Here is a 25,876-nt window from a genome sequence, read left to right as displayed (position 1 = left end):
GTGTGGAGCAGGGCTGACGGCCATGCGGGAATCATGCCAAGTCGGGACCGGGCGCGTCCGAGCCGCCCTGCCGGCGCCGCGGACCCGCGCCGCCGACCGCCCCGAAGACCTTGCGCATGGCGATCTCCTGCTCCATCACCCCGGCCAGCCGGCGGACGCCCTCCCGGATCCGCTCCGGGGGCGGGAAGGAGAAGTTGAGCCGCATGTTGCCGCTGCCGGTCCCGTCGGCGTAGAAGCCGGTGCCCGGCACGTACGCGACCCGGGCGGCGATCGCCCGCGGCATCATCGCCTTGGAGTCGAGGCCGTCCGGCAGGGTCGCCCAGACGAAGAGGCCACCGCCCGGGGTGGTCCAGCTGGTGCCCGCCGGCATCAGGTCCGCGAGCGCGTCCAGCAGCGCGTCCCGGCGCTCGCGGTAGACCTCCCGGTAGACCTTGAGCTGCTGCCGCCAGGGCATGGTGCCGAGGTACGTCGACACGGCGGCCTGCGCGTAGCCGCTGGGGCAGAGGATCTGCGCCTCGCTGGCGATGACCAGCTTGTCGCGGACCGCGTGGGGGGCGAGGATCCAGCCCACCCGCAGGCCGGGCGCGAAGGTCTTGGAGAAGGTGCTCAGGTAGAACACCCCGTCGCGCCGCCGGGCCCGCAGCGGCGCCGGCGCCTCGCCCTCGAAGCCGAGCTGACCGTACGGGTCGTCCTCCACCACGAGCAGCCCGGCGCGCTCGCAGATGTCGAGCACCCGCTCGCGCCGCTCTTCGCTCAGGGTCACGCCCGTCGGGTTCTGGTAGGTGGGGATGGTGTAGAGGAACTTCACCCGCCGACCGGCCCGGGCCAGGTCGGCGATGGCCGTCTCCAGCGCCTCCGGGATCAGCCCTTCGGAGTCCATCGGCACGTGCGCCACCTGGGCCTGGGCGGCCTGGAACACCCCGAGTGCGCCGACGTACGTCGGGCCCTCGGCGAGCACCACGTCTCCCGGGTCCAGGAAGAGCCGGGCCACCAGGTCGAGTGCCTGCTGGCCGCCGACGGTGACCACCACGTCCTCCGGCGAGGCGCCGCACGACGCGTCGATCCCGGACAGCGCCATCACCTCGCAGATCCGCTCGCGCAGCTCCGGGGTGCCCTGGCCGATGCCGTACTGGAGGGTGGTGGCGCCGTGCTCGGCGCCGAGCCGGCCGAGCATCTCGCCGACCGCGTCGAGCGGCAGCGCCGCGATGTAGGGCGCGCCACCGGCGAGCGAGACCACCTCCGGCCGGCTGGCCACCGCGAAGAGTGCCCGGATCTCGGAGGCCGTCATCCCCCGGACCCGCCGGGCGTACCGGTCGGTGTAGTCGTCGAGCGTCGTGCCGGTCATGACATCACCTCGATCGGGTGTCGGCGGGGCTGCCGCCCGGTGTGGTACCCGCGATGCCGGCAACCATGGCGGCGCGGGACGCCGGTTGGTCGATCGTAATCCGCGCGGGCCAGCACCGGGCCCGCCGTGTGGGTACGTCCACATCCCGGACCGGCCCTCCCCGGCTCGGGTGGGGGTTCGCGCGTCCACTCCCGTAGCGGCGGGCAGAAGCGTACGATCGCTCGTCGGGGGCCGAAAGTTGGCGGCGGACCGCGGTGGTCTTCGCCGGCGAGCCTATGGGTGGGGTGCTCATGTCGCGACGTCTGGTCAGTCTGACCCTGGACACGCTGGAGGACCTGCCCCGCTCCTGCCGGCAGTGCGTCTACTGGGAGCTGGACCCGGTCTCGGCCGAGCGCGCGTGCGCCGCCGGTGACCCGGGCCTGGAGAAGGAGGCCTGGGTCTCCCAGACGCTCCTGGAGTGGGGCTCCTGCGGCAAGCTCGCGTACGTCGACGGGATGCCCGCCGGCTTCGTCATGTACGCCCCGCCGGCCTACGTCCCGCGCTCGATGGCGTTCCCCACCTCGCCGGTCTCCGCGGACGCCGCGCTGCTGATGACCGCCCACGTGGTGCCCGCCTTCGCCGGCGGCGGCCTGGGCCGGATGCTGGTCCAGGGCGTGGCCCGGGATCTCACCAAGCGCGGCATCAAGGCGATCGAGGCGTTCGGCGACGCGAAGTTCGGCGACGACGGGGACGACCCCACCCGCGCCTGTCTCGCGCCGGCCGACTTCTTCCTCTCGGTCGGCTTCAAGACGGTCCGCCCGCACCCGCGCTACCCCCGGCTGCGCCTAGAGCTGCGCACCGCGTTGAGCTGGAAGTCCGACGTCGAGTACGCGCTGGAGAAGCTGCTCGGCTCGATGAGCCCGGAGACGCTGCTCCGCCCGGTCCGGCCGGCTCCGGCGACCCGCTCGATGAGCTGAGGGCCGGGAGGCTCAGTCCACCACCGTGCCGGCGGCCACCACGGCCCGCAGCTCGCTCACGTCGATCGAGCCGGTCGGCACGTCCCGCTCGATCGGGTAGTACATCCGCTGCACGGCGGCCACGATCGCCTCGACCACCCGGTCCCGGAACCGGGGGTCGACCAGCCGGCCCCGGTCGGCCGGCGAGGTCAGGTAGCCCACCTCGACCCGGACGGCCGGCATCCGGGTCAGCCGCAGCAGGTCCCACGTCTTGGCGTGGGTACGGCAGTCCCGCAGCCCGGTGCGGGCCACGATCTCCCGCTGCACCAGCCCGGCCAGCCGCTCCCCGGTGGCCGAGGTGACGCCGTTGTTCGTGCCGTAGTGGTAGGTGGCCACCCCGTCGGCCGCCGGGTTGGCGTGCCCGTCGGTGTGCAGCGAGATGAAGACGTCGGCGCCGAGGGAGTTGGCCAGCTGGGCCCGGTCCGCGTCCGGCAGGCAGGTCCGTGGGGACGGGCCCCGGGTGAGCTGCACGCGTACGCCGGCCGCGGCGAGCCGCCCCTCCAGGCGGCTGGCCAGGTCGTGCACGATGTCCGCCTCGGTCCAGCGCAGCGGGCCGTCGGGCACGACCATGCCCGGGTCGGTGCCGCCGTGCCCGGGGTCGATCACCACGGTCCGCCCGACCAGGGTCGGCCCGGCCTGCCGGATGGCGTCGGACTCGCGGAGCCACTGTGGCCGCCCACCGACCACCTTGCGGCCGAGGCGGCGCAGCGCGTTGATGGTGTGCGGGCCGCACGACCCGTCCGGTTTCAGCCCCATCTCCCGCTGGAACTGGGCGACCGCGCGGGAGGTCCGGATGCCGTAGATGGCGTCGGCGCGGCCCACGTCGTAGCCCATCTCCAGGAGTCGTTCCTGGAGTGACCGGACGTCCTCGCCGATCAGCGGCTCGGGGACCGCGTGGTAGAGGGTGCGCGCGCCGAACCGCCAGCGGGCCGCGTCGAGCGCCTGCCAGGTCTCCGCGCCCACCCGCCCGTCCACGCTCAGGCCGCGGGACTGCTGGAACGCGCGGACCGCGCGCTCGGTCTCCGCGTCGAAATCGTCGCCCCCGCCGCCGGTCGGAAGCAGCTCCAGGCCGGTGAGGACGGTACGGATCTCGGCCACCGCGGGTCCCCGGTCACCGGGTCGGATGGGACGCACGACGACCCCCTCTGCACGGACGCTGGCTGACCGGAGACTTCGAGGTGCTTCCCCGCCGGGGACGCTTACGGAGCGTACCGTGACCGGTCACCGACCGGCCCGGGTTCGCCGCAGGTGTGAACGGCGGAACCCCGTCACCCGGGATCGGGTGACGGGGTTCCGGCGGTGTCGGGCGTCGGCTCAGAGCGCCGACTCGATGAGCTTGACCAGCTCACCCTTCGGCTTGGCGCCGGCGATGGACTGCACCGGCTCGCCGTTCTTGAAGATGGTCAGGGTCGGCACGGACATCACCCGGTAGGTGCGCGCCGTCTCGGGGTTCTCGTCGATGTTGAGCTTGACGATGGTGACCTGGTCAGCCATCTCGCCCGCGATCTCCTCCAGCAGCGGCGAGACCTTGCGGCACGGACCGCACCACTCCGCCCAGAAGTCGACCAGAACCGGCTTGTCGGACTTCAGCACGTCGCTCGCGAAGCTCGCGTCCGTGACCGCCTTGGTTGCTCCCACTATGAACCCCTCCTCCGGGACCTTTTTGCGAAAATCTTTCAGCCTTGCAGGGTGGCGATGAAGCGCTCGGCGTCCAGGGCGGCGGCACAGCCCGTGCCGGCCGCCGTGATCGCCTGCCGGTAGGTGTGGTCGACCACGTCGCCGGCGGCGAAGACACCCGGGATGCTGGTCCGGGTGCTCGGCGCCTGCACCTTCACGTATCCCTCGTCGTCGAGTTCCACCTGGTCCCGGAACAGCTCACTGCGCGGGTCGTGGCCGATCGCCACGAAGACGCCGGTGACGTCCAGCACCTTGCTCTCGCCGGTGTGCACGTTGCGCACCCGTACGCCGCTGACCTTGCCGTCCTCGCCGAGGATCTCCTCGATCACGCTGTTCCACTCGACCTTGATCTTCTCGTTGCCGAGGGCGCGGGCCGCCATGATCTTGCTGGCGCGGAACGAGTCGCGGCGGTGGATGATCGTCACCGACTCGGCGAACCGGGTGAGGAAGCTGGCCTCCTCCATCGCCGAGTCGCCGCCGCCGACCACCACGATGTGCTGGTTGCGGAAGAAGAAGCCGTCACAGGTGGCGCAGGACGACACGCCGTGGCCCAGGTATTCCTGCTCGCCCGGCACACCCAGCGGACGCCAGGCCGAGCCGGTGGAGAGGATGACCGCCTTGGCCCGGTAGGCGGTCTCGCCCACCCAGACGGTGCTGACCGCCTCCGAGCCGGTGTCACCGGTGTCCTTCAGCTCGACCCGGGTCACGTCGTCGGTGAGGAACTCGGCGCCGAACCGCTCGGCCTGCTTGCGCATGTTGTCCATCAGCTCGGGGCCGAGGATGCCGTCGGCGAAACCGGGGAAGTTCTCCACCTCGGTGGTGGTCATCAGCGCGCCGCCGGACTGCACGCCCTCGATGACCAGCGGCTTGAGGTTGGCGCGCGCGGCGTAGACCGCCGCCGTGTAACCGGCCGGCCCGGAGCCGATGATGATCAGGTTGCGGACCTCGTCCACTGCCGTCTCCCGATGTGTGTGTTCGTCACCGGCGCGCACCGATGTCGATCCCGAGTGCCGACGGCTCAGCGGCGCCGGCGCCTGACTTGCAGAACGTCATCGTACGAAGCGGGGATTCCCGAGCCGGTCATCCGGTGGGTCACGTCACGTGGCAGGACACGCCCGGGTGACCGCGACCTCACCCTACCCGCGCGGTGTAGCGGGTGTCCGCGCCGGACCCGGGGACCCCGCACTCGGGTCCGCTCACCCAGGCCCACCGGGCGCCGCCCGCGTCCGTGAAGCTGACCACCAGCGCCGGGCCACCCCGGAACCGGGCGTAGTCGACCAGGTCGACGGTGAGCGGGCCGGCCCCGTGTTCGGCGCCGATCTCGGACAGGCAGGAGGCCAGCGCCTCGGGGCGGGCGAGCCGGTCCAGCCCGGCGGCGGCCGTGACCCGGTGCTCGTCCTGCCCCGTCGCCGGGCTCGCCTTGTCGCTCTCCACCGCCGTGGAGGGCCCGGCGTACGTGGCCGGCATGCGGGAGAGCGCGTCGGGGGTGTAGTCGGTGCCGCTGTGCCGGGGCGGCGCGGTGGTTCGGAACGGCGCGGCGGCCAGCGGGGCGGCCTCGCCGTCGACCCGACTGCCCGCGCTGTCGGCCGCCCCGGTGACCCGGCCGCCTCCCGCGTCGACGAGGTGGCTGACCCCGAACCCGACGGCGGTCACCGAGGCGGCGGCCAGCGCGACCGGACCGGCGAGCCGGGTCCAGCGCCGGGCGCGGCGTCCCGGTCCGGTGTTCCGGCCCGGCCGGCCCGTGCCGGCGGCCGGATGGGTGCCCCGGCTGGGCTGCGCCGGCACCGCGGCCGGTGCCGAGTCCGGGTCGGCGGGGTCGGACGCGAGGTCGCCGGTCGGGGCCGGGCCGGCGCCGGCGAGCGCCGCGGTGATCCGGTCCGCCACGGTGGGCGGCAGCTCCGGGGCGGGCTCGGCGGCCCAGTCGGCCAGGTCGGCGTGGACCAGCTCGACCGCCCGGGCCAGGACGGCGTACGCCTCGCCCCAGGCCGGGTCGTGTTCGACCAGCCGGGCGACGGTGTCCTGCTCCGGGGTGCCGTCCAGCGCCCCGCCGAGGTAGTCGGCGAGCAGGTCGTGGTCGACCTCGCTGAACTCCCGGGAAGTCACGTCTCCTCCTGGCTGGCATCCCGCCGGGACCATCCCGACGTGGATCCGACGCCCTCGGGCGGCCGCGGGTTCCCGCCGGTGACCCGGGGCACGTCCGCGACGTCGTCGGAGCCGGTCCGCAGGTGCCCGAGGAGGACGGCAAGCCGGGCGCGGCCCCGGGCGCACCGGCTCTTCACCGTCCCCTCGGCGACCCCGAGCATCCGGGCCACCTCGGCCACCGGGTAGCCCTGCACGTCCACCAGGACCAGCGCGGCGCGCTGCTCGACCGGGAGCGCGGCGAGGGCCTGCCGGACCACCAGGGCGGTGTCGTGGTCCCGGGCCGGCGCGGCCGGCTCCACCCCGCCGGTGTGCCGGCCGGGCTCCCCGTCGGTGTGCACCCCGTCCGGCAGTGGGACCGTGGCGTGTGTCTGGCGCCGCCGCATCCGGTCCAGGCAGGCGTTGACCACGATCCGGTGCAGCCACGTGGTGACCGCCGAATCGCCGCGGAACCGCGCCGCGGCGCGGTGCGCCGACAGCAACGCGTCCTGGAGGGCGTCGGCCGCCTCCTCGCGGTCGCCGAGCGTACGCAGGGCCACCGCCCAGAGCCGGTCGCGGTGCCGGTGGAACAGCTCGGTGAAGGCGTCCCGGTCACCGGCGACGTGCGCCCGCAGCAGGTCCAGGTCGGACATCCCGCTCGGCGGGCCGTCGCCGGTCGCCGGCCCGGGGGTTGCCCCACCGCGACCCGCCATCACCACGTCCGACGGAGGCGGTGCACCGGGCGCGGCGAACGGCTCACGAGCCCTGGACCGTGAGTTCCTGGACGCCGAGCTTCCAGCTGCCGCCGCTGTCCTTCTCGGGCAGCTCGGTGATCCAGAAGAGGAGGTACTGGTACTTCTCCTCCGGGTTGAACCCGTCGAAGGTCATCGTGGTGCCGTCGTGCTCCTCGAACGGCTGCCCGATCCGCTCGGTGTAGGCGGCGACGAGCTGCTTGTCGCCCGAGGAGTTGGACGGGTACTCGCGCTTGCCCGCGCGCAGCTCCGCCGAGGCGCCGGTGGACGACAGGGTGGCCTGGATCGACTTGACCGTGTGCGGGGCGCCGAGGTCGATCCAGATCCCCATGCCATCCTTCAGACCGCCGAACTTGCCGTTGTTCCGGTAGCTGGCGGTCTCCCAGCCCTCGTTCGGGTCGCCGTCGATCACCTTTTCGGCGTCCCGCACCTCGGCGCGGTCCCGGCTGTCAGGATCGATGATCCGGACGTCCTGGATGGTCAGCTTGCGGACCGGTGCGGCCGGCGCGCTGGTGCCGTTCCCGGCGGGCGCGCTGCTGGACGGTTGGGCCACCGGCTCCTGCCCCGGGTCCTTGTCGTCGCCGAGGGCGCTGATCCCGATGAGCAGCCCGACCAGGGCGACCGCCAGCAGGCCGGCGATGCCCAGGGCGACCTTGCGGCCGCCGGCCGCGGCCAGCGGCGAGGGCTCGTCCCCGGTGTCGGCGGTGAAGCTCAGCGGACCGGCCTGCTCCAGGAAGTGCTCGTCGGCGGGGATGTCGAGCCGGTTCAGCTCGGCCGACAGCACGTCCGACGAGGGCGGAGCGATCTCCGGGTCGAGCAGGTCCATGGTGAGGTCGTCGAGGTACGCCGGCACCCCGGCGCGCACCTGGCGGGGCGCGGCGATGGCGCCGCCGGCGTCCCGGACCGCGTCGGGGAGGGCGGCGCGGCCGTGACCGGCGGTGGCGCCGTGCAGCGGGGCCTCGCCGTGCGGCCAGTGGCCGGTCAGGGCGAAGTAGAGGACGCCGCCGACCGCCCGCAGGTCGTTCTCCTGGCTGTCCGCCCCGTCGGTGCGCGCGTCGGCCAGCACCACGCGGCCGTCGTCGCTGATCATCACGGTGCCGGGATGGACGTTGCCGTGCACCATGCCGGTGGCGTGCACGGCGGCGAGGGCGCTGGCGACGGAGCTGCCGATGGCCGTGGCCCGGGCCGGGTCCAGCGGACCGTCGGCGGTCACCAGCTCGCGCAGCGACTGCCCGTCCACCCATTCGCGGACCACGTAGGCCCGGTCGGCCTCGTCGATCGCGTCGTAGACGCCGACCAGGTTGGGGTGGATCACCCGGCTGGCCGCGACGGCCGCCTGGAGCATCTCGGTGGCGGAATCGCCACCCGGGTAGCGGAGGACCACCGCGACCGGACGGCGCAGCACGACGTCGACCCCGCGCCAGACCAGCCGGCCCGCGCTGTCGTTGTTGATGTGCTCGACCAGCTCATACCGCTCGGCCAGGACCTCACCGACCGCGGGAGCACCGAAGGTCACGACCGGCGGAGAGGTCTCCTCCGCCTCCTGACCCTCGCCGACCTGGGTCACCCGTCCTCCCTCGGTGATCGTGTCGATCGATGGACCCGTGCTGCTGGGCATGTGGCTTCCCGCTCTGCCTTGGCTGGAACCGGCAGACCGGTGTCGACGCCCGCGTCGGCACCCGCCGTGCCCGTCGAGAGTGACCTTACCCGGGATGCCCGGTTCTCCGACATGTCATCTTCCCGCCCGAGTCGGTGGGACGCCAGTGACCGTGGGGATCGGCCGGGTAACGGCCCGGTCGGGCCACGTCGCTGGGACACGCACGCCCAATCTAGATGTTGACGGCAAGTAGTCGGCGCAGGGGCGCACCGGTGTGGCGGCCTCCGTGACGCGGCTGGATTTCCCCTGCTCCGGCCGGTCAGCCTCAGCCGTACGGTTGGTTGTCCACAGGCCGAGAGGCCCATTGGGCGGGGGAACCCTGAGTTATCCACAGCCGTATCCCCAGGCTGGTGATCGTCGTTCACCGTCCGTCATGGGCGCTGGTCGAGGTCATCGCCCGAGCCGGCGGCGGACCATACCGACCACCTCGGTGATCTCGCCGATGCGCAGCACCATGGCCAGCCCGAGGTACGTCGCGCCGATCACCGCCCCGCCGATCACCAGCTGAACGGCGGCGGCGAGCCAGCTCAGGTGCGCCGGGTCGCCGGGGAGCAGCTTCACCACCAGCAGGCCGACCAGCGCCGCGCCCAGCGCGGCGATCACCACCCGGCCCATGGTCCGCATGATCCCGCCCAGCCCGATCCGGCCGACCCTCGGGCGCAGCAGCAGCGCCGAGATGACCGCCGCGGCCACGTACGAGATCGCGTTGCCGAGCATCATGCCGGCGGCCGCGAAGGTGGCCGAGAAGGCCAGGTAGAGGCCGACCTGGAGGAGCACCCGCAGGGCGACCACCGGGATGTTGACCAGCGCCGGGGTGCGGGTGTCCGGCAGCGCGTAGAAGGCGAAGGTGAAGAGCTGGCTGATCGCGAAGGGCACCAGGCCGATCGCCGCCACGAGCAGCACGGTCGAGGTGGCCACCGCGTTGTCGCCGGTGAAGGCGCCGTACCGGAAGACCACCACCGAGATCGGGCCGGCCAGCACCGCGTAGCAGACCGCGATCGGGGCGAGCACCGCGGTGACCATCCGGGTGCCCCGGGACAGGTCGGCGGTGACGTCCCGGAACCGGCCGTCCGCGGCGGCCGCGCTCATCCGGGGCATAAGCGCGGTGATGATCGAGACGGCGATGATGCCGTGGGCCATCATCAGCAGCAGGAAGACGTTGTTGTAGATCAGCAGACCGGCGCTGTCCTGGCCCGCCGCCCGGGTGAGCAGGTTGACCACCACGAAGAGGCCGAGCTGGTTGACCGCGACGTAGCAGAACATCCAGGCGCCGAGCTGGGCCAGCTCGCGCAGCCCCAGCTCTCGGAAGTCGAAGCGCAGCTTCCACCGGAAGCCGACCTTGCGCAGGGCCGGCAGCAGGCCGGCCGCTTGGACCGCCACGCCGAGCAGGGCGCCCCCGCCGACCAGCAGGATCTGCCCCCAGCCCATGTCCTCCGGCCGGATCGCCTCCGCGCCGTAGATCAGGATGTAGAGGCCGAAGGCGCCGATCACCACCAGGTTGTTGAGGATCGGCGCCCACATCGGTGCGGCGAAGTGCCCCCGGGTGTTCAGCACCGCGGCGATCAGCGCGCTCAGGCCGGTGAAGAACAGCATCGGGAGCATCAGGTACGACAGGTTGGTGACCAGGTCGGTGTAGTGCTCGTCCTTGCCACTGGCGTAGAGGGCGGTCAGCACCGGGGCGCCGGCCATCGCGATCAGCGCGGTGGCGGCCAGGGCGAGCACGGCCAGGGTCAGCAGCCGTTGGGCGTACGCCTCACCCCGGTCGGGGTCGGTCTTGCGGCGGCGGACCAGTACCGGGATCAGCACGCTGGTGAGCACGCCGCCGAGCAGGAACTCGTAGACCTGGTTCGGCAGGAACTGGGCGGTGGTGAACACGTTGCCGACCAGGTTGCCAAGCGCCGCGCCGACCATCAGGTTGCGGACGAAGCCGGTGCCCCGGCTGACCAGGCTGCCGATCGCCATCACCGCGCTGTTCGCCGCGGCGCTGGTCTCCGCGACCACCTCCTGGGGCGGCGCGGTGGCCTCGACCCCCGGCTGGTTCAGCGGCTCCGCCGAGATGAAGGTCGCGCCGTCGTCCGGCGGCAGACCGCCGCCGTGCGAGTTCGCGCTGCGGTAGAGCCCGCCGCCCATCTCCCAGCCTCCAAGGGGTACGCCAGAGCTGGGCCTCGCCGGCCCGCCCAACGAGACCTTAGTCAACCTCGGCCCGTTACCCGCGCCCGGCGCAGGAGATGCGGCCCCGGCCCGATAGGCTGGCGATCCCATGTCCGAAGCCTCCGCCTCCCACGCCGCCGACCGCCGCGACCTGACCGCCGCGCAGCGCAACGCCGTCGCCGAACTCCTCCGCGTCTCCCCGGTCGCCGACGAGCTGGGCCGGCGCTTCGCGCAGGCCGGTCATGAACTGCACCTCGTGGGCGGTTCGGTCCGGGACGCCCTGCTCGGCCGCCTCGGTGAGGACCTGGACTTCTGCACCGATGCCCATCCGGACGAGACGATCCGGATCATTCGCGGCTGGGCCGAGTCGATCTGGGAGACCGGCCGGGAGTTCGGCACCATCGGCTGCCAGCGCGACGGGCTCCGGCTGGAGATCACCACCTTCCGCGCCGAGGCGTACGACCAGGTCAGCCGGAACCCGATCGTCGAGTACGGGACCAACCTGGTCGACGACCTCAAGCGCCGGGACTTCACCGTCAACGCGATGGCGGTCAGCGTTCCCAAGCACCGGTTCACCGACCCGTACGGGGGCCTGGCCGACCTGGCCGCGAAGATCATCCGTACTCCCGGCACGCCGCAGGAGTCGTTCCGGGACGACCCGCTGCGGATGTTGCGCGCGGCCCGGTTCGCCGCCCAGCTGCGCTTCGCGGTCCACCCGGACGTCCGCGAGGCGATGACCCGGATGGCCGCCGACCTGGACCGGATCACCGCCGAGCGAATCCGGGACGAGTTCACCAAGCTGCTCTGCGGCGCCGACCCGATCACCGGGCTGCGGCTGCTGGTCGACACCGGGCTGGCCGAGCGCTTCCTGCCGGAGCTGACCGGCCTCAAGCTGGAGATCGACGAGCACGCCCAGCACAAGGACGTCTACGAGCACACGCTCACCGTGGTCGCCAACGCCATGTCGATGGAGGAGGGCGGCTGCGACTTCGTGCTGCGGATGGCCGCGCTGATGCACGACGTCGGCAAGCCGGCCACCAAGGCGGTCGGCGCGGACGGCCGGGTCAGCTTCCACCACCACGAGGTGGTCGGCGCCCGACTGACCAAGGCCCGGATGAAGGCGCTGCGCTATCCCAAGGACGTGACCGCCCAGGTGGTCAAGCTGGTCGGCCTGCACCTGCGCTTCTACGGGTACGGCCGCGGCGAGTGGACCGACTCGGCGGTCCGCCGCTACGTCACGGACGCCGGTGACCTGCTGTCCCGCCTGCACAAGCTGACCCGCTCCGACTGCACCACCCGCAACCGGCGCAAGGCGTCCCAGCTCGCCGCCGACTACGACGCGCTGGAGGAACGGATCGCCCGGATCGCCGCCGAGGAGGACCTGGCCCGGGTCCGTCCCGACCTCGACGGCAACGCGATCATGGAGCTGCTCGGCGTACCGCCGGGTCCCCTCGTCGGGCGGGCGTGGCAGTACCTGAAGGAGCTGCGGCTGGAGCGCGGCCCGCTGGAGCGGGACGAGGCCGAGGCCGAGCTGCTGCGCTGGGCCCGGGAGCAGGGCGTCGTCGGCTGACGCCGGCGGGCCGGCAGACGACGATACGCCGGCGTGTCGACCGAACGGTTGACGCGCGAAGGTCGATGTCTCCCGCATGATGTTGGTCATCACCGACCTCCCGATTCGAGGGTGAGGCGGTTCTGATCGCATCCGCCCGTCCGGTTCGGACGGTTCTGGACACGGGGAGAATCCTCAGTGAGAAACCACGGTGCGTTGCGCCGCGCTGCCCTGGTGGGGCTCGCCCTCACCTCGGCAACCTCCATCATGTGCGCCGCCACGAGCGGCCCCGCGCTTGCCGATCCGGCCGGCCCGAAGCGTGCCCCGGTCCGGGGCGCCGACGCGGCCGAGGCGGTCCCCGGCCGCTACATCGTCGTCCTGAAGGACGGCAAGGCCAGTGCCGCGAAGGTGCGGTCCGCCGCGTCGGCCCTCGCCGGCGAGCACGGCGGCACCGTCCGCCGGGTGTTCGGCAAGGCGCTGCACGGCTACTCCGCCAGCATGGACCGCCGGCAGGCCGAGCGCCTCGCCGCGGACCCGGACGTCGCGTACGTCCAGCAGGTGCAGCGCTGGTCGGCCACCGGCAGCCAGAGCGGCACGCCGTCCTGGGGTCTGGACCGGATCGACCAGACCACCGCGAAGGCCAACGGCGTCTACACCTACCCGACGACCGGGGCCGGCGTGACCGCGTACGTCATCGACACCGGCATCGACATCGACCACCAGGACTTCGGCGGTCGGGCCAGTTACGGCTACGACGCGATCGAGCAGGACGACGTGGCACAGGACTGCGACGGCCACGGCACGCATGTGGCCGGCACCATCGGCGGCACGAAGTACGGCGTGGCCAAGGACGTCAACCTCGTCGCCGTGCGGGTGCTCGACTGCGAGGGCAGCGGCAACAGCGAGCAGGTCATCGCCGGCATCGAGTGGGTCACCACGCACGCCACCGGGCCGGCCGTGGCGAACATGAGCCTCGGCTTCCCCGGCACCGACCAGGCGGTCAATGAGGCGCTCATCAACTCCATCGCCTCCGGCATCACGTACGCCGTCGCGGCCGGCAACAGCTGGGAGGACGCCTGCGGTGTCTCCCCGGCGAACGTGGGGGCGGCCATCACGGTCGGCGCCACCGACCAGGTGGACTTTCGGGCCTGGTTCTCCAACTACGGCCGCTGCCTGGACACCTTCGCGCCGGGCACCGGCATCGTCTCCGCGAAGATGGGCACCACCGACGGCTCGGTGGCGATGAACGGCACCTCGATGGCCTCCCCGCACGTGGCGGGCGCCGCCGCGCTGCTGCTGGAGGCGCACCCGGCCTGGACCCCGCAGCAGGTGCGCGACTCCATCGTCACCACCGGCGTCGGCGGCGCGGTGCACGACACCATGGGCTCGATCGACCGGCTGCTGCACGTCGGCACGGTCCCGACCGCCCGCGGCTCGTACGGGCTGAAGGCCCGGGTCAACGGCCGCTACGTGACCGCGGAGAGCGGCGGCGCCAAGCCGCTGATCGCCCGGGGCACCGGCATCGGGGCGTGGGAGAAGTACGACGTGGTCGACGCCGGCAGCGGCCTGGTCGGGCTGCGAGCCCGGGCCAACAACAAGTTCGTGACCGCGGAGAGCGCGGGCGCCAAGCCGCTGATCGCCCGCTCCGCCTCGATCGGCGCCTGGGAGAAGTTCCAGATCGTCGACAACACCGACGGCACGATCAGCCTGAAGGCGACCATCAACGGCCGGTACGTCACCGCGCCGAGCACCACCTCCCCGCTGATCGCCAGCAAGACCGCGATCGGCACCGCCGAGAAGTTCGACTTCGACGCGTCGGCCCCGGTCGTCGGCATCAAGTCCCTGGCCAACGGGAAGTTCGTCACCGCGGAGAGCAGCGGCACCCTGCCGCTGATCGCCCGGTCCGCCAGCGTCGGGGCCTGGGAGAAGTTCGAGATCGTCAGCGTCGGCGACGGCTTCTTCGGCCTCAAGGCGCTGGTCAACGGCAAGTTCGTGACCGCCGAGAGCGCGGGCGCGAAGCCGCTGATCGCCCGGTCCGCCTCGGTCGGTCTGTGGGAGACGTTCGACTTCCTCGACTACAACCCGGACGGCTCGATCTACCTGCGGGCGTACGTCGACGGGCAGGCGGTCACCGCCGGCAGCACCGGCGCCAGCCAGCTCATCTCCAGCCGCACCATCGACTGGGACAGCGAGACCCTGGGTCTCGGCATCGGCGAGAAGTTCGTCGTCGCGGTCATCTGACCGACCACATAACGGCGCCCGCCGGAATCCCCCCCAAGGGGAACCGGCGGGCGCCGTCGTGTCACGGGTTGACGGCGGTGCCGTCCACGGTGTTCCTGCCGTTGGTGTGCGCGCCGCCCAGCTTGGCGAGCAGCCCGGCCAGGTCGATGCCGGTGAGGTCGCTGCCGAGCTGGAGGCCCTGCGCCACGTTGCCGGCGACCGACTTGGTCAGCGACGAGGCGCCGTCGGTGGAGATGACGGTCATCTTGTCGATCGCGCCGATCGGGGCGCTGGCCGCCTCGACCACCTGCGGCAGCACCTTGACCAGCAGGTCGAGCACCGCCGCCTCGCCGTACGCGGCGAACGCCTCGGCCTTGCGGGCCATCGCGTCGGCCTCGGCCTGCCCCTTGGCCAGGATGGCCGCGGCCTCGGCCTGACCCTCGCGCTCGACCGCCTCGGCGATCGCGGAACGCCGGCGCTGCTCGGCCTCACCCTCCTTGGCGCCCTCGATCGCGTTCGCCTCGGCCAGCGCGGCCCGCCGGGCCCGCTCGCCCTCACCGGTGAGGCGGGCCTGCTCGGCGGCGGCCTGGGCGGCGGCGATGGTGGCCTGCCGCTGCGCGTCCGCGTTGAGCACCGCCGCGTTCCGGGACGCCTCGGCCTCCTGCTCGACCTTGTAGCGGGCCGCGTCGGCCGGCTTGCGCACCTCGGTGTCGAGCTGACGCTGCTTCAGTTCGGCGTTGCGCTCGGCCACCTTCTGCTGCTCGGACAGGATCGCCTGGTCCCGCTCGGCCTGGGCGAGCGGGCCGGCCGCCGCCGACCTCGCCTTGGCCGCGTCGATCTCGGCCTGGATGGCGGCCTGCTTGAGCGACAGGTTCCGGTTCGCCTCGGCGATCGCCTCCTCGGCGAGCAGCCGCTCCTGCTCGGCCTGCTGCCGAGCCCGTGCCTCGGCGATGGCCGCGTCCTTGAGCACCCGGGCCGCCTCGGGCCGGCCCAGGTCGGACAGGTACGACCCCTCGGCCAGGATGTCCTGGAGCTGGAAGGTGTCCAGCACCAGGCCCTGGTTGGTCATCGAGTGCTCGGCCTCCTCGGCGACCGCGCTGGCGAACGCGGCCCGGTCCCGGATGACCTCCTCGACGGTGAGCCGGCCGACGATCGAGCGCAGCGCGCCGGCCAGCACCTCGCGGGTGAAGTCCTCGATCTCGTCCTGCTGGTGCAGGAACCGCTGGGCGGCCGCGCGGATGGCGTCCTCGGTGCCGCCGACCTTGACGATCGCCACGCCGTGCAGGTCGGTGCGGATGCCCTGCTTGCTCACCGCGCCCTTGATGCCGACGTCGATCCGCCGGCTGGACAGGTCGAGGGACTGGAGCTTCTGCACCACGGGCAGCACGAAGACCGACGCGCCGAGCACGACCTTCTGCCCCGACATGTCGGTGGAGCGTCCGCCGTCGGCGGTCTGGGTGGTCCGGCCCTTGCGGCCGGTGACGATGAACGCCTCGTTCGGGCCGGCCACCTTGATCCGGGACAGCACGAAGAGGACGAGGACGACGGCGAGGAGGACCGCGCCGCCGATGGCGACGAGCAGGGGCATGGGAGTTCCCGTCTGTGCTGGGGGGAATCAGTAGGTCTCGACGTGCACGCTGGTCTCGCTGAGCGCTTCGACCACGAAGATCCGGGCGCCGACCGGGATCGGATGGTCGGCCCGGGCGTTGAGTTTGACCGGCTGGCCGGCGAGGCGTACCCGGACCTCGCCGTAGCCGTTGGCGGGGACCGGGGTCACCACCAGGCCGATCGCGCCGACCAGGTGGTCCCGGGTCGGCGTGGCGTCCGTGCGCATGTTCCGGGCCGCGCGGCTGAGCCGGGCCGCCAGCCAGCCGGTGGGCACGGCGGCGAACGCGCCGCCCGCCACCGCCGCCGCGATCATTCCGGGGGTACGCCCACCGAGCAGCTCGTTGACGATCGCGGCACCGAAGCCGAACGCCCCGGTGAACCCGGCGACCGCCTCGAGCGACACCGGCCCGTCGACGTCCGGATGGCCAAGGTGGAGCACGCCCGACCCGAGCAGGGCGAGCGTCAGCACGCCGACCCCGGCCCCGCCGATGATCAGGAAGATGAGCGTCCCCGTGGCCACGACCTGCACGGTATCGATGGTGTGCAACATCGACTACTGAGCGAACGGTCACCGCGGCGCGACGGTCACCTCCAGATCGACCAGCTGTTTCGGCAGCGGCTGGCGGACCAGTTCCCGGCCGGACGGATCGGCGAGCACGAAGTCCCGCGACCCGTGCGGCCGCCGGTAGAGCAGCCGGTCGTCGGTGACCCAGACGACGTCGGCGGTGGGCAGCGGATTCACCACCCGGCCGGTCGCCGTCTCGACCAGCAGCGGTTCCTGCTGGCCCTGCACGACCACGAGCCTGCCGTCCGGCGACCAGGCGTCCGGGCCGACCGGTCCGCCGGGCATGGTCACCAGCCGGGTGGGCCGGCCGGTGTCGACCGACAGGAGTTGTACGCCCTTGGCGAGATCCCGGGGCTGGCTCTCCGAGCGACGCTTGCTCAGCGTCAGCGCCACCTCCCGGCCGTCCGGCATCCAGGTGAATTCGCAGGAGTCTGCGCAGGGCCAGCCGAGGAGGCCCACCGGATGGACCTGTCTGGTGCCGTCCAGGTGCAGCACGATGAAGCCGAAGTGGTCCAGCTGGTGGGTGGTGAACAGCAGCCGCTGTCCGTCCGGCGACCAGCGCGGCGTGGAGAGTGCCCGGCCCACCTCGTACCAGTGGGTCTTTCCGCTGGCGAGGTCGAACAGGCCGATCTCCCGGGGTCGGTCGTCGTCGCGGACCGCGACGAGGGTGCCGGTCGGTGCCGGGAAGATGCCGTCGTAGCGGTCGGTGCTGAAGTAGCGACCCCGTTTCCGGTCGAGCAGGACTCCGGCGCCGGAGCCGCCGGTGGCCTGCGCCCGGGTCACCACCCGGTCGCCGGGCAGCACCAGCGGTTTCCCGGCCCAGTCCGCGCCCGGGGTGGGCCGCACCACCGGCGACGGGGCTGGCGTCGTCGGGGGCGGAGTGGGCCGGGGCCGGAACAGCACGAACGGCAGCGTCACGGCGACCACCGCGACGAGGGCCGCCGCGGTCGCGGCCACCCGCCGCCGGCGGCGCAGCCGGCGACCCCGGCCGAGCGCCCGGGCGGCCAGGTCCGGGGCGGGGCCGGCGCCGTCCGCGAGGTCGCGTACGGCCGCCCGGAGGGTCTCGTCCAGCGACGTGCTCATCGGGTCACCTCCGCTCGGCTGGTCCGCTCGTCCAGCCCCGGCACCAGTTGCCGGAGCTTGGCCAGGGCCTTGGCGCTCTGGCTGGCCACCGTGCCGGTGCGGCAGCCGAGCAGCGCCGCGGTCTGTTCGACGCTGAGATCCTCCAGGTAGCGCAGGGTCAGCACGGCCCGCTGCCGGGGCGGCAGCGCCCGCAGCGCGTCCCGCAGCAGCAGCCGCAGGTCGCTGTCCTCGCCGGCCGCCGGCCGCTCCGGCAGCTCCGCCAGCGGCACCTCCGGGCGCCGCGCCCGGCGCCGCCAGCCGGAGACCTGGTCGTGGTAGAGGATCCGTTTCACGTACGGCTCCGCGTCGCCGCGGATCCGGGGCCACCGGGCGTACGCCTTGGCCAGCGCGTTCTGGAGCAGGTCCTCCGCCGCGTGCTGGTTCCCGGCCAGCGCGTACGCGACGCGCAGCAGGGCCGCTCCGCGTTCGTTGACGAACGCGGTGAACTCCCCGTCGACCTCTGCCACCGCCCACCTCCGTAGCTCAGACGCCCGGGGCGGGAGGAACTTTGCCTCGTCGCGCGGAACAATGGGGGACATGCGTTGGACCGTGCTCGACTCGCCGATCGGGGAGTTCTCCGTCGGCACCGATGGGGAGGCCGTCCGCGGGGCGCACTTCGGCCGGGTGGCGTCGGCGACCGACGAGCCCGGCGACGAGGTCGCCCGGCTGGCGGTGGCCGAGCTGCGGGCGTACTTCGCCGGTGAACTGACCGGGTTCACCGTGCCGGTGGTGGCGCCGCGCGGCTCGGAGTTCGAGCGCGCGGTGTGGCGGGAGATGACCCGCATTCCGTACGGGGAGACGAAGACCTACGGCGAGGTGGCGAAGACGGTCGGCGACCCGGGGGCGGCCCGGGCCGTCGGGGTGGCCTGCAACCGCAACCCGATCCCGGTGCTCGTGCCCTGCCACCGGATCGTCGGGGCGGGCGGCAAGCTGGTGGGGTTCGGTGGCGGGCTGCCGCGCAAGGTGACCCTGCTGGAGCTGGAAGCCGCCGTGGCGCTGAGGCGCGCCTGGTCCTGACGTACGCCGAAAAGGAAGGCCGGGTCCGTACGGACCCGGCCTTCCTTCGGTTTCGGTCAGCGCGTCAGCGCTCGATCTCGCCCTTGATGAACGCCTCGACGGCGGCGTGCGCGTCGTGGTCGGCGTACTGCTTCGGCGGGGACTTCATGAAGTACGAGGAGGCGGAGAGGATCGGGCCACCGATCTTCCGGTCCAGCGCGATCTTCGCGGCCCGGACGGCGTCGATGATGACGCCGGCCGAGTTCGGCGAGTCCCACACCTCGAGCTTGAGCTCGGCGTTGAGCGGGGTGTCACCGAAGGAGCGGCCCTCCAGGCGGATGTACGCCCACTTCCGGTCGTCCAGCCACGGCACGTGGTCGGACGGGCCGATGTGCACGTCGCTCTTCTGCATCTCGTGCGGGATCTGGGAGGTCACCGACTGGGTCTTCGAGATCTTCTTCGAGACCAGGCGGTTGCGCTCCAGCATGTTCATGAAGTCCATGTTGCCGCCGAAGTTGAGCTGGTACGTGCGCAGCAGCTCGACCCCGCGGTCCTCGAAGAGCTTCGCCAGGGCGCGGTGCACGATGGTGGCGCCGACCTGGCTCTTGATGTCGTCACCGACGATCGGCAGGCCCGCGTCCTCGAACTTCTTCGCCCACGCGGGGTCGGAGGCGATGAAGACCGGCAGGGCGTTCACGAACGCGCAGCCCGCGTCGATCGCGGCCTGGGCGTAGAACTTGTCGGCCTGCTCGGAGCCCACCGGCAGGTAGGAGACGACCACGTCGACCTGCGCGTCGCGCAGCGCCTGCGCCACGTCGACCGGCTCGACGTCCGACTCCTCGATGATCTCGCGGTAGTACTGGCCCAGACCGTCGAAGGTCGGGCCGCGCTGCACGGTGACGCCGGTCGGCGGCACGTCGCACAGCTTGATGGTGTTGTTTTCGCTGGCCACGATGGCCTCGGCGAGGTCCATGCCCACCTTCTTGGCGTCCACGTCGAACGCCGCGACGAACTTCACGTCGGAGACGTGGTAGTCGCCGAAGGTGACGTGCATGAGACCCGGGACGCGGTCGTTCGGGTCGGCGTTCCGGTAGTACTCCACGCCCTGCACGAGGGACGAGGCGCAGTTACCCACACCGACGATGGCGACGCGGACGGAGCCCATAACGTCTGCCTCCTTCTTCTTTCATCACGGCCGCTCTTTCCTGGACTCTCCAGGCGTGGGCGGGCTGTCGTTTTCTCCTCGGCCGCCGGCCGTCCCGGGTTGGGGGACCGTCGGGGCCCGGCCGGAGCGCTCGTTGGCGATGAGCTCCTCCAGCCAGCGGACCTCGCGCTCACAGGCGTCGAGCCCGTGGCGTTGCAGTTCCAGGGTGTACGCGTCGAGCCGCTCGGCTGCCCGGCCGAGCACGTCACGAAGGCCTTCGCGACGCTCCTCGATCTTCCGGCGACGACCTTCCAGGATCCGGAGCCGGGTGGCCTGGTCGGTCCGGGCGAAGAACGCGAAGTGCACGCCGAAGCCCGTGTCGTCGTACGTCTCGGGTCCAGCCTGCGCTATGAGCTGGGCGAAGCGTTCCTTGCCCTCCGCGGTAATGGTGTAGACCACCCGACCGCGTCGGCTGGTCAGCGCGGGAACCTCCTCGGCGGTCGCGGGTGTCTCGGCGGCTTCGGTGATCCATCCCGCCGCCTGCAGCCGGCGCAGGGTCGGGTAGAGCGAGCCGTAGCTGATCGCCGCCCGGATCGCGCCGAGCTTGGCGGTCAACTCCTTGCGCAGCTCGTAGCCGTGCATCGGAGCCTCCTGCAGGAGTCCCAGGATGGCGAGTTCGAGCACGGGCCATCCCTTCTTACCCCTGGCGCGGAGTGGTAACCGCCGCGATGTATCGGACCGATACATCGCACGTTAGCGGAGACACATGATCAGGGCAAACCCCCGATTCTGAGGTCCTGTGGTCACGGATCGTGACGATGGTCGCCTCGTCCCGCCGGACCGCGTACCCTTTCCCGCATGCGTACGCAGCGCCAGGTCGTCGACTACTCGCTCCAGAAGCGAGCGGTGCTGCGTGAACTCCTCGCCGGACGGATCGGCACGTACGACGTCTGCGACGCCTCGCCGTACCTGAAGAACGCCGCTCGCTTCCACGGCGAGCCCACCGACGAGCGCTGCCCGATCTGCCGCAGTGAGAACCTGATCCACGTCCACTACATTTACGGCGACGAACTCAAGCAGTCGGCCGGCCAGGCGCGTACCCGGGCCGAGTTGCCGGTCCTGGCCATGACGCTGCGTGAGTTCCAGGTGTTCGTGGTGGAGGTGTGCCCCGGCTGCGACTGGAACCATCTCGTCGAGCAGTTCCTGCTCGGCCGGGACGGGCTGGCCGGTGGCACGGACGACGCGGCGGAGCAGGAGACGGCGAACGGCTCCGCCCCTCGACGAAGGCGAGAGGCGCAACGGTGAACCCGGCTGTCTCGATCGATCCCGGCCCGAACCCAGGGCGGGACGACCGACAGCTACTAGGTCTGATTGGTCCGAATAAATCGGATTTGACGCCTGCGCCCCGGCACGCCCGGGGTGTAGCGTCTCGTGTTCCAGCTCACGGCAACCCGGTGGTGGCGCGTCCGCGCCCCACCGCGACCGGCAGGGTGTGAGGAATGAACTACGGCGATTCCAGTTCTTCGCGTGGGCGGGCCCAGATCCCGGGCCCGAACGGCGACCCCGGTTCTCCCGGGAGCCCGCACGGGAACGGCTGGTCCTCCGGGCCGGAGGGCGCTGCCTCGGCCCGGGCCTCCGTGACACCGCGCGGCTCCGCGTCCGGTGGCCGGGCCTCGGTCGGCGGCGCGGCCCCGGCACCCCGTGGCGCCGCGGGCTCGGCCTCCGTGGGCCGCGCCGGTGGGGGACGGGCTTCAGTGCCGGTCTCCCCGGCGCCCGGCGGCGCCTCGGGTCGGGCCGGCGCCGGGCGAGCCTCCGTGCCGGTGTCCCCGGCCGGTCCCGCCGGGCGTGCGTCGGTCGGCGCGGCGAGCGTCGGCACGGCCGGGCGGGCGAGCGTCGGCTCGGCGGCCGTGGGCGGCCGGGCCGCAGTGGCCCGGGCCGGCGTGCCCGGCATGGCCGGTGGCGGCCCCGGCGGGCCGGGCGGCCCGACCGGCCCCGGTCGCGGTGGCCGAGGCGGGGGCGGGGACGACCCGGCGTCGCGGGCCCGGGCGAAGAAGCGCCGGCGGATCAACATGATGATCGCCGGGTTCGCCGTCTTCGTCATGCTCGCCGGCATCGGCGTGGTCGGCTTCACCTGGTACTCGACCAAGGTGGTACTCCCCGAGGACACCATCCCGCCGCTGTCGACGACCATCTACGACCGCACCGGCAAGACCACCATCGCCAAGGTCGGTGACCAGAACCGCCAACTCGTCACCATCGACCAGATCCCGGAGTGGGTTCAGCACGCCGTGGCCGCGGCCGAGGATCGCAACTTCTACCGACACTCCGGTGTGGACTACAAGGGCATCGCACGGGCCGCCTGGAACAACATCAGCGGCGGCGACAAGCAGGGCGCCTCGACGATCACCCAGCAGTACGCCCGCAACGCGTTCGACAACCTGAACCAGGACTCGTACGGCCGCAAGGTGAAGGAGGCGATCCTCGCCTCCAAGCTGAACGACAAGTACGACAAGCGCACGATCATGCAGCACTACCTGAACGTGATCTACTTCGGCCGCGGCGCGTACGGCATCCAGGCGGCCGCGCAGACGTACTTCAAGAAGGACGTGTCGAAGCTGACCGTGGCGGAGGCCGCCGTGCTGGCCGCGCTGATCAAGCAGCCCGAGCCGAGCACCACGCACAAGGGCTACGACCCGGCGATCAACCAGCCTGCCGCGCTGGACCGGTGGAACTACGTCATCAACGGCATGATCACCGAGAAGTGGCTCGATGCGCCGAACATGCCGGACCACCCCACCGAGTACCCGACCAAGACGCTCCAGAAGCCGTCGAAGAACAACGGCGGCGGCTTCGGCATCGACACCCCGTACGGCAACGTGGTCAACTACGTCTCGCAGGAGATGCGCGAGATGAATCTCTGCACCGACAACGAGGCCGAGGTCACGCTGAACAAGCCGCTCTGCTCGAAGGCGTTGAGCCGCGGTGGTTACAAGGTCACCACCACCATCGACACCAAGATCCAGACGGCGGCGCTCGAGGCGGCCCAGCGAGCCAAGAAGGGCTCCGAACTGGACGGGCAACCGCCGAACCTGATGGCGGCCCTGGTGTCGATCGACCCGAGCAACGGCGAGGTGCGCGCCTACTACGGCGGCGACAACGGCACCGGCACGGACTACGCCGGCAAGAACTACGACAACGGCGTCATCAGCGGCGGCCACTCGCCGGGGTCGAGCTTCAAGATCTACACCCTCGCGGCGGCCCTCAATGAGGGCATCTCCATCAAGTCGCGGTGGAAGGGCTCGGCATTCACCCCGAAGGACACGAAGTTCAAGGTCAGCAACGCCGGTGCCGACCGGGTCTCCTGCGGTGACTCCTGCACCCTTGAGGTGTCGACGCTGAAGTCGCTGAACGTGCCGTTCTACTACATCACCGAGCAGATCGGCCCGGACAAGGTGCTCGACATGGCCAAGCGGGCCGGGGTAACCACCATGTGGCGCACCGACACCAACCCGGCCAAGGCGTACGACCTCACCAAGGCGGACCCGAAAGACCTGGCTCCCGCGCCGTTCTTCCACGTCATCGGCTACGGCCAGTACCCGATCACGGTCCTCGACCACGCCAACGGCGTCGCCACCTTCGCCAACCAGGGCGTCTACAACAAGGCGCACTTCATCAAGAAGGTGGAGAAGCAGAACCCGAACACCGGCAAGTGGGACCTCGTCGGGTCCCCCAAGCTGAAGCCGCAGCAGCGCATCCCGAAGGACATCGTCGCCGACGTCACTTCGGTGCTGGAGCAGTACCCGGCCAAGTCGTCGCACCGTCCGCTCGACGACGGCCGAAAGGTCGCCGAGAAGACCGGTACCTGGGAACTCAACGAGAAGACCACTGATAACGGTGACGCCTGGATGATCGGCTACACGCCGCAGCTCGCCACCGCCGTCTGGGTCGGCAACAAGGGCGACCGCAAGGCGATCAAGGACGACGACGGTAACAAGATCAGCGGTGCCAAGATGCCCGGTGCCATCTTCCAGCGCTTCATGAACGAGGCCCTCAAGGGCAAGGACAAGCTGGACTTCCCGCCGGCCGCGCACGTCGGCAAGGACGACACCGGCAACGGCGAGGCGCCGCCGCCGGACCCGACGCTGCCGGGCCAGCAGCCGGGCTGTGACCCGCTGGGCCTGTTCTGCCCGGGCGGCAACAACGGCGGCAACAACGGCGGCAACACCGGAGGCGTCCCGACCGACCCGCGCGGGCCCGGCGGTGGCGGCAACGGCGGCGCTGGCGGTGGCCTGCTACCGACCACAGCACCACGCCAGACGTACTGACGGCAGCGCCCATCGACGGCGGTCGGGCTATCGGCCCGGCCGCCGTCGGCGTTCCGGGTACCGGAAATCTGCGCCCGGGACGGGACGCGAAGGCCCGACGTACGGCAGGATGCCTCTCCATGAGCACCCAGTCGACGGCCGGCATCGACGACGCCGGGCCCACCGACCACCCGTCCCGTTCGGACGGCTTCGTCCGCGGCACCTCAGAGCTGATCGGCGGCCCGCTGGGTGACCACGCCGTCGCCCTGGACCGGCCCGCCGGCCGGGAGGGCCGGTTCTGGACCGCGGCGCGGATCGTGCTGGCCCTGGTCTGCCTGACGCTGGCCCTGCACTGGGTGCAGAAGTCCCCCTGCCAGGACGGCGCCTGGCAGAACAACGTCCAGTACACCCGGATGTGCTACACGGACGTGCTGGCCCTCTACTACGCCGAAGGGCTCAACGAGGGCAAGGTCCCCTACGCCGACCACCCGGTCGAGTACCCGGTGCTGACCGGCTACTTCATGGGCGCGCTCGGCCTGCCGGTGCACGCCCTGGGCGCGGACAACCCCGGCATCAACCAGGGGCAGTGGTTCTACAACCTCAACGCGCTGGTGCTCAGCGCGCTCGCCGTCGCCACCGTCGCGGTCATCCTCCGCCTGCGCCGCCGACGACCGTGGGACGCGGCCCTCTTCGCGCTGTCGCCGGCCCTGGTGCTCACCGCCACCGTCAACTGGGACCTGCTCGCCGTCGGGCTGGCCGCATTCGGGCTGCTGGCCTGGGCGCGCTCCCGACCCGACCAGACGGGTGTCCTGCTGGCCGCTCTGGCCGGGGTGCTGCTCGGGCTCGGCGGCGCGGCGAAGCTGTGGCCGCTGTTCATTCTCGGGCCGCTCGTGGTGCTCGCGGTCCGCGCCGGGCGCATCCTGCCCGCCCTCCTGTCCGTCATCACGGCCGCGCTGACGGTGGTGCTGGTGAACCTGCCGGCGGCGATTCCCTATCCGGAGAGCTGGGGCCGGTTCTTCGATCTGAACACCACCCGGCCGATCGACTGGGGCACGCTCTGGTACATCGGCCGCTACCTGGACGGCAGGATCAGCCCGGCCGCGCCCGGTGACCTCGGGCCCTTCGAGTGGCTGAACGCAAACATCGCGACCCTCAACTGGCTGTCGTACCTGCTCTTCGCGCTGGCCTGCCTCGGCGTGGCCGCGCTGGCGCTGCTCGCCCCGCGCCGGCCCCGGCTCGCCCAACTGGCGTTCCTGGTGGTCGCCGCCTTCCTGATCTTCAGCAAGGTCTGGTCCCAGCAGTTCGTGCTGTGGCTGCTCCCGCTCGCGGTGCTCGCCCGGCCGCGCTGGGGCGCCTTCCTGGCCTGGCAGTTCGCCGAGGTCTGCTACTTCGCCGCCTTCTACGGCGAGCTGCTCGGCGCGGCCACCACCCGGCCGGTCTTCCCCGAAGGGGTCTTCGTGCTGGCCGCCAGCCTGCGCCTGATCACCGTGGCGGTGCTCTGCGGCTTCGTGATCCGGGACATCCTGCGCCCCGAGCGGGACGCGGTCCGGGACACCTACGCGGACGACCCGGACGGCGGAGTGCTCGACGGCGCCGAGGACGCGCCCTGGTACCAGCGCTGGCGGCACGGCCGCCCGGCCCTCGACCGCCCCGCCGAGCCGGCCACCGCCTGA

21 protein-coding genes are annotated in these 25,876 nt (G+C 72.0%); 7 read left to right on the top strand and 14 right to left on the bottom strand.

From position 1 onward, the window contains the following. Positions 1-31: 31 nt before the first annotated feature. Entirely contained in the window at positions 32-1,345 is a 1,314-nt protein-coding gene (locus AB0F68_RS01015; protein WP_357331837.1) for a PLP-dependent aminotransferase family protein, read from the bottom strand. A 290-nt stretch (positions 1,346-1,635) separates the two neighbouring features. On the opposite strand from AB0F68_RS01015, the gene AB0F68_RS01010 reads away from it, so the two are divergent. Further along, positions 1,636-2,301: a GNAT family N-acetyltransferase gene (locus AB0F68_RS01010; RefSeq protein WP_091265574.1), complete on the top strand. Its 666-nt coding sequence runs from the start codon at positions 1,636-1,638 to the stop codon at positions 2,299-2,301. 12 nt (positions 2,302-2,313) lie between these two features. On the opposite strand, the gene AB0F68_RS01005 is transcribed toward AB0F68_RS01010, so the two are convergent. The 7 genes from AB0F68_RS01005 to murJ form a co-directional block, all read right to left on the bottom strand. Next, positions 2,314-3,474, bottom strand: a complete 1,161-nt coding sequence (locus tag AB0F68_RS01005) for an N-acetylmuramoyl-L-alanine amidase (protein ID WP_357331834.1) — start codon at positions 3,472-3,474, stop codon at positions 2,314-2,316. A 180-nt stretch (positions 3,475-3,654) separates the two neighbouring features. Beyond that, positions 3,655-3,978, bottom strand: coding sequence for a thioredoxin (trxA, locus tag AB0F68_RS01000; protein ID WP_154229253.1), 324 nt, complete (start codon positions 3,976-3,978; stop codon positions 3,655-3,657). A gap of 38 nt (positions 3,979-4,016) precedes the next feature. Continuing rightward, entirely contained in the window at positions 4,017-4,970 is a 954-nt protein-coding gene (gene trxB / locus AB0F68_RS00995) for a thioredoxin-disulfide reductase (protein WP_357331831.1), read from the bottom strand. Between the two features lie 178 nt (positions 4,971-5,148). After that, the gene (locus AB0F68_RS00990) at positions 5,149-6,120 is read right to left on the bottom strand and encodes a hypothetical protein (protein ID WP_357331829.1); all 972 of its coding nucleotides are present in this window, start codon (positions 6,118-6,120) and stop codon (positions 5,149-5,151) included. Then, the gene (gene sigM / locus AB0F68_RS00985; protein ID WP_357331827.1) at positions 6,117-6,788 is read right to left on the bottom strand and encodes an RNA polymerase sigma factor SigM; all 672 of its coding nucleotides are present in this window, start codon (positions 6,786-6,788) and stop codon (positions 6,117-6,119) included. The genes AB0F68_RS00990 and sigM overlap by 4 nt, the downstream gene beginning before the upstream one ends. 103 nt (positions 6,789-6,891) lie before the next feature. Beyond that, the gene (locus AB0F68_RS00980; RefSeq protein WP_357331825.1) at positions 6,892-8,505 is read right to left on the bottom strand and encodes a protein kinase family protein; all 1,614 of its coding nucleotides are present in this window, start codon (positions 8,503-8,505) and stop codon (positions 6,892-6,894) included. Positions 8,506-8,934: 429 nt separating this feature from the next. Continuing rightward, complete coding sequence (murJ, locus tag AB0F68_RS00975) at positions 8,935-10,674, bottom strand: murein biosynthesis integral membrane protein MurJ (RefSeq protein WP_357331822.1); 1,740 nt, start codon at positions 10,672-10,674, stop codon at positions 8,935-8,937. Between the two features lie 130 nt (positions 10,675-10,804). Between murJ and AB0F68_RS00970 the strand changes: the two genes are divergently transcribed. Next, positions 10,805-12,265 (top strand): CCA tRNA nucleotidyltransferase, encoded by a 1,461-nt coding sequence (locus AB0F68_RS00970; protein ID WP_357331820.1) that lies wholly within the window; start codon positions 10,805-10,807, stop codon positions 12,263-12,265. Positions 12,266-12,442: 177 nt separating this feature from the next. Next, positions 12,443-14,485 (top strand): S8 family serine peptidase, encoded by a 2,043-nt coding sequence (locus AB0F68_RS00965; protein ID WP_357331818.1) that lies wholly within the window; start codon positions 12,443-12,445, stop codon positions 14,483-14,485. A gap of 61 nt (positions 14,486-14,546) precedes the next feature. Here the strand turns inward: AB0F68_RS00965 and AB0F68_RS00960 are convergent, their stop codons facing one another. Genes AB0F68_RS00960 through AB0F68_RS00945 form a run of 4 tightly spaced genes read right to left on the bottom strand, consistent with a single transcriptional unit; the run spans position 14,547 to position 18,226 of the window. Beyond that, positions 14,547-16,052 (bottom strand): SPFH domain-containing protein, encoded by a 1,506-nt coding sequence (locus tag AB0F68_RS00960; protein ID WP_357331816.1) that lies wholly within the window; start codon positions 16,050-16,052, stop codon positions 14,547-14,549. A 27-nt stretch (positions 16,053-16,079) separates the two neighbouring features. After that, positions 16,080-16,622 (bottom strand): hypothetical protein, encoded by a 543-nt coding sequence (locus tag AB0F68_RS00955; RefSeq protein WP_357331814.1) that lies wholly within the window; start codon positions 16,620-16,622, stop codon positions 16,080-16,082. An 18-nt stretch (positions 16,623-16,640) separates the two neighbouring features. After that, positions 16,641-17,720, bottom strand: a complete 1,080-nt coding sequence (locus tag AB0F68_RS00950; protein ID WP_357331812.1) for a hypothetical protein — start codon at positions 17,718-17,720, stop codon at positions 16,641-16,643. After that, positions 17,717-18,226 carry a SigE family RNA polymerase sigma factor gene (locus tag AB0F68_RS00945; RefSeq protein WP_355636906.1) on the bottom strand — a complete coding sequence of 170 codons (510 nt, stop codon included), beginning with the start codon at positions 18,224-18,226 and terminating at the stop codon, positions 17,717-17,719. Before AB0F68_RS00945 ends, AB0F68_RS00950 begins: the two co-directional genes overlap by 4 nt. Positions 18,227-18,296: 70 nt before the next feature. Between AB0F68_RS00945 and AB0F68_RS00940 the strand changes: the two genes are divergently transcribed. Then, the gene (locus tag AB0F68_RS00940) at positions 18,297-18,776 is read left to right on the top strand and encodes a methylated-DNA--[protein]-cysteine S-methyltransferase (RefSeq protein ID WP_357331810.1); all 480 of its coding nucleotides are present in this window, start codon (positions 18,297-18,299) and stop codon (positions 18,774-18,776) included. Between the two features lie 64 nt (positions 18,777-18,840). On the opposite strand, the gene AB0F68_RS00935 is transcribed toward AB0F68_RS00940, so the two are convergent. Both AB0F68_RS00935 and AB0F68_RS00930 read right to left on the bottom strand, forming a co-directional pair. Next, complete coding sequence (locus AB0F68_RS00935; RefSeq protein ID WP_357331808.1) at positions 18,841-19,920, bottom strand: inositol-3-phosphate synthase; 1,080 nt, start codon at positions 19,918-19,920, stop codon at positions 18,841-18,843. Between the two features lie 24 nt (positions 19,921-19,944). Next, positions 19,945-20,583 (bottom strand): PadR family transcriptional regulator, encoded by a 639-nt coding sequence (locus tag AB0F68_RS00930; RefSeq protein WP_357331805.1) that lies wholly within the window; start codon positions 20,581-20,583, stop codon positions 19,945-19,947. Between the two features lie 174 nt (positions 20,584-20,757). Here AB0F68_RS00930 and AB0F68_RS00925 point away from each other — a divergent pair, with 174 nt between their 5' ends. From AB0F68_RS00925 to AB0F68_RS00915, 3 genes are all read left to right on the top strand, one after another. Then, positions 20,758-21,204 carry a DUF5318 domain-containing protein gene (locus AB0F68_RS00925; RefSeq protein ID WP_357331803.1) on the top strand — a complete coding sequence of 149 codons (447 nt, stop codon included), beginning with the start codon at positions 20,758-20,760 and terminating at the stop codon, positions 21,202-21,204. 194 nt (positions 21,205-21,398) lie between these two features. Then, positions 21,399-24,224 (top strand): transglycosylase domain-containing protein, encoded by a 2,826-nt coding sequence (locus AB0F68_RS00920; RefSeq protein ID WP_357331801.1) that lies wholly within the window; start codon positions 21,399-21,401, stop codon positions 24,222-24,224. 119 nt (positions 24,225-24,343) lie between these two features. Further along, complete coding sequence (locus AB0F68_RS00915) at positions 24,344-25,876, top strand: glycosyltransferase 87 family protein (RefSeq protein WP_357331798.1); 1,533 nt, start codon at positions 24,344-24,346, stop codon at positions 25,874-25,876.

This window comes from Micromonospora sp. NPDC023966 (assembly GCF_040639095.1).
Classification (GTDB): Bacteria; Actinomycetota; Actinomycetes; order Mycobacteriales; family Micromonosporaceae; genus Micromonospora.
The sequence above is the reverse complement of the archived record's forward strand: the minus strand, read 5'-3'. Positions and strand labels throughout refer to the sequence as shown.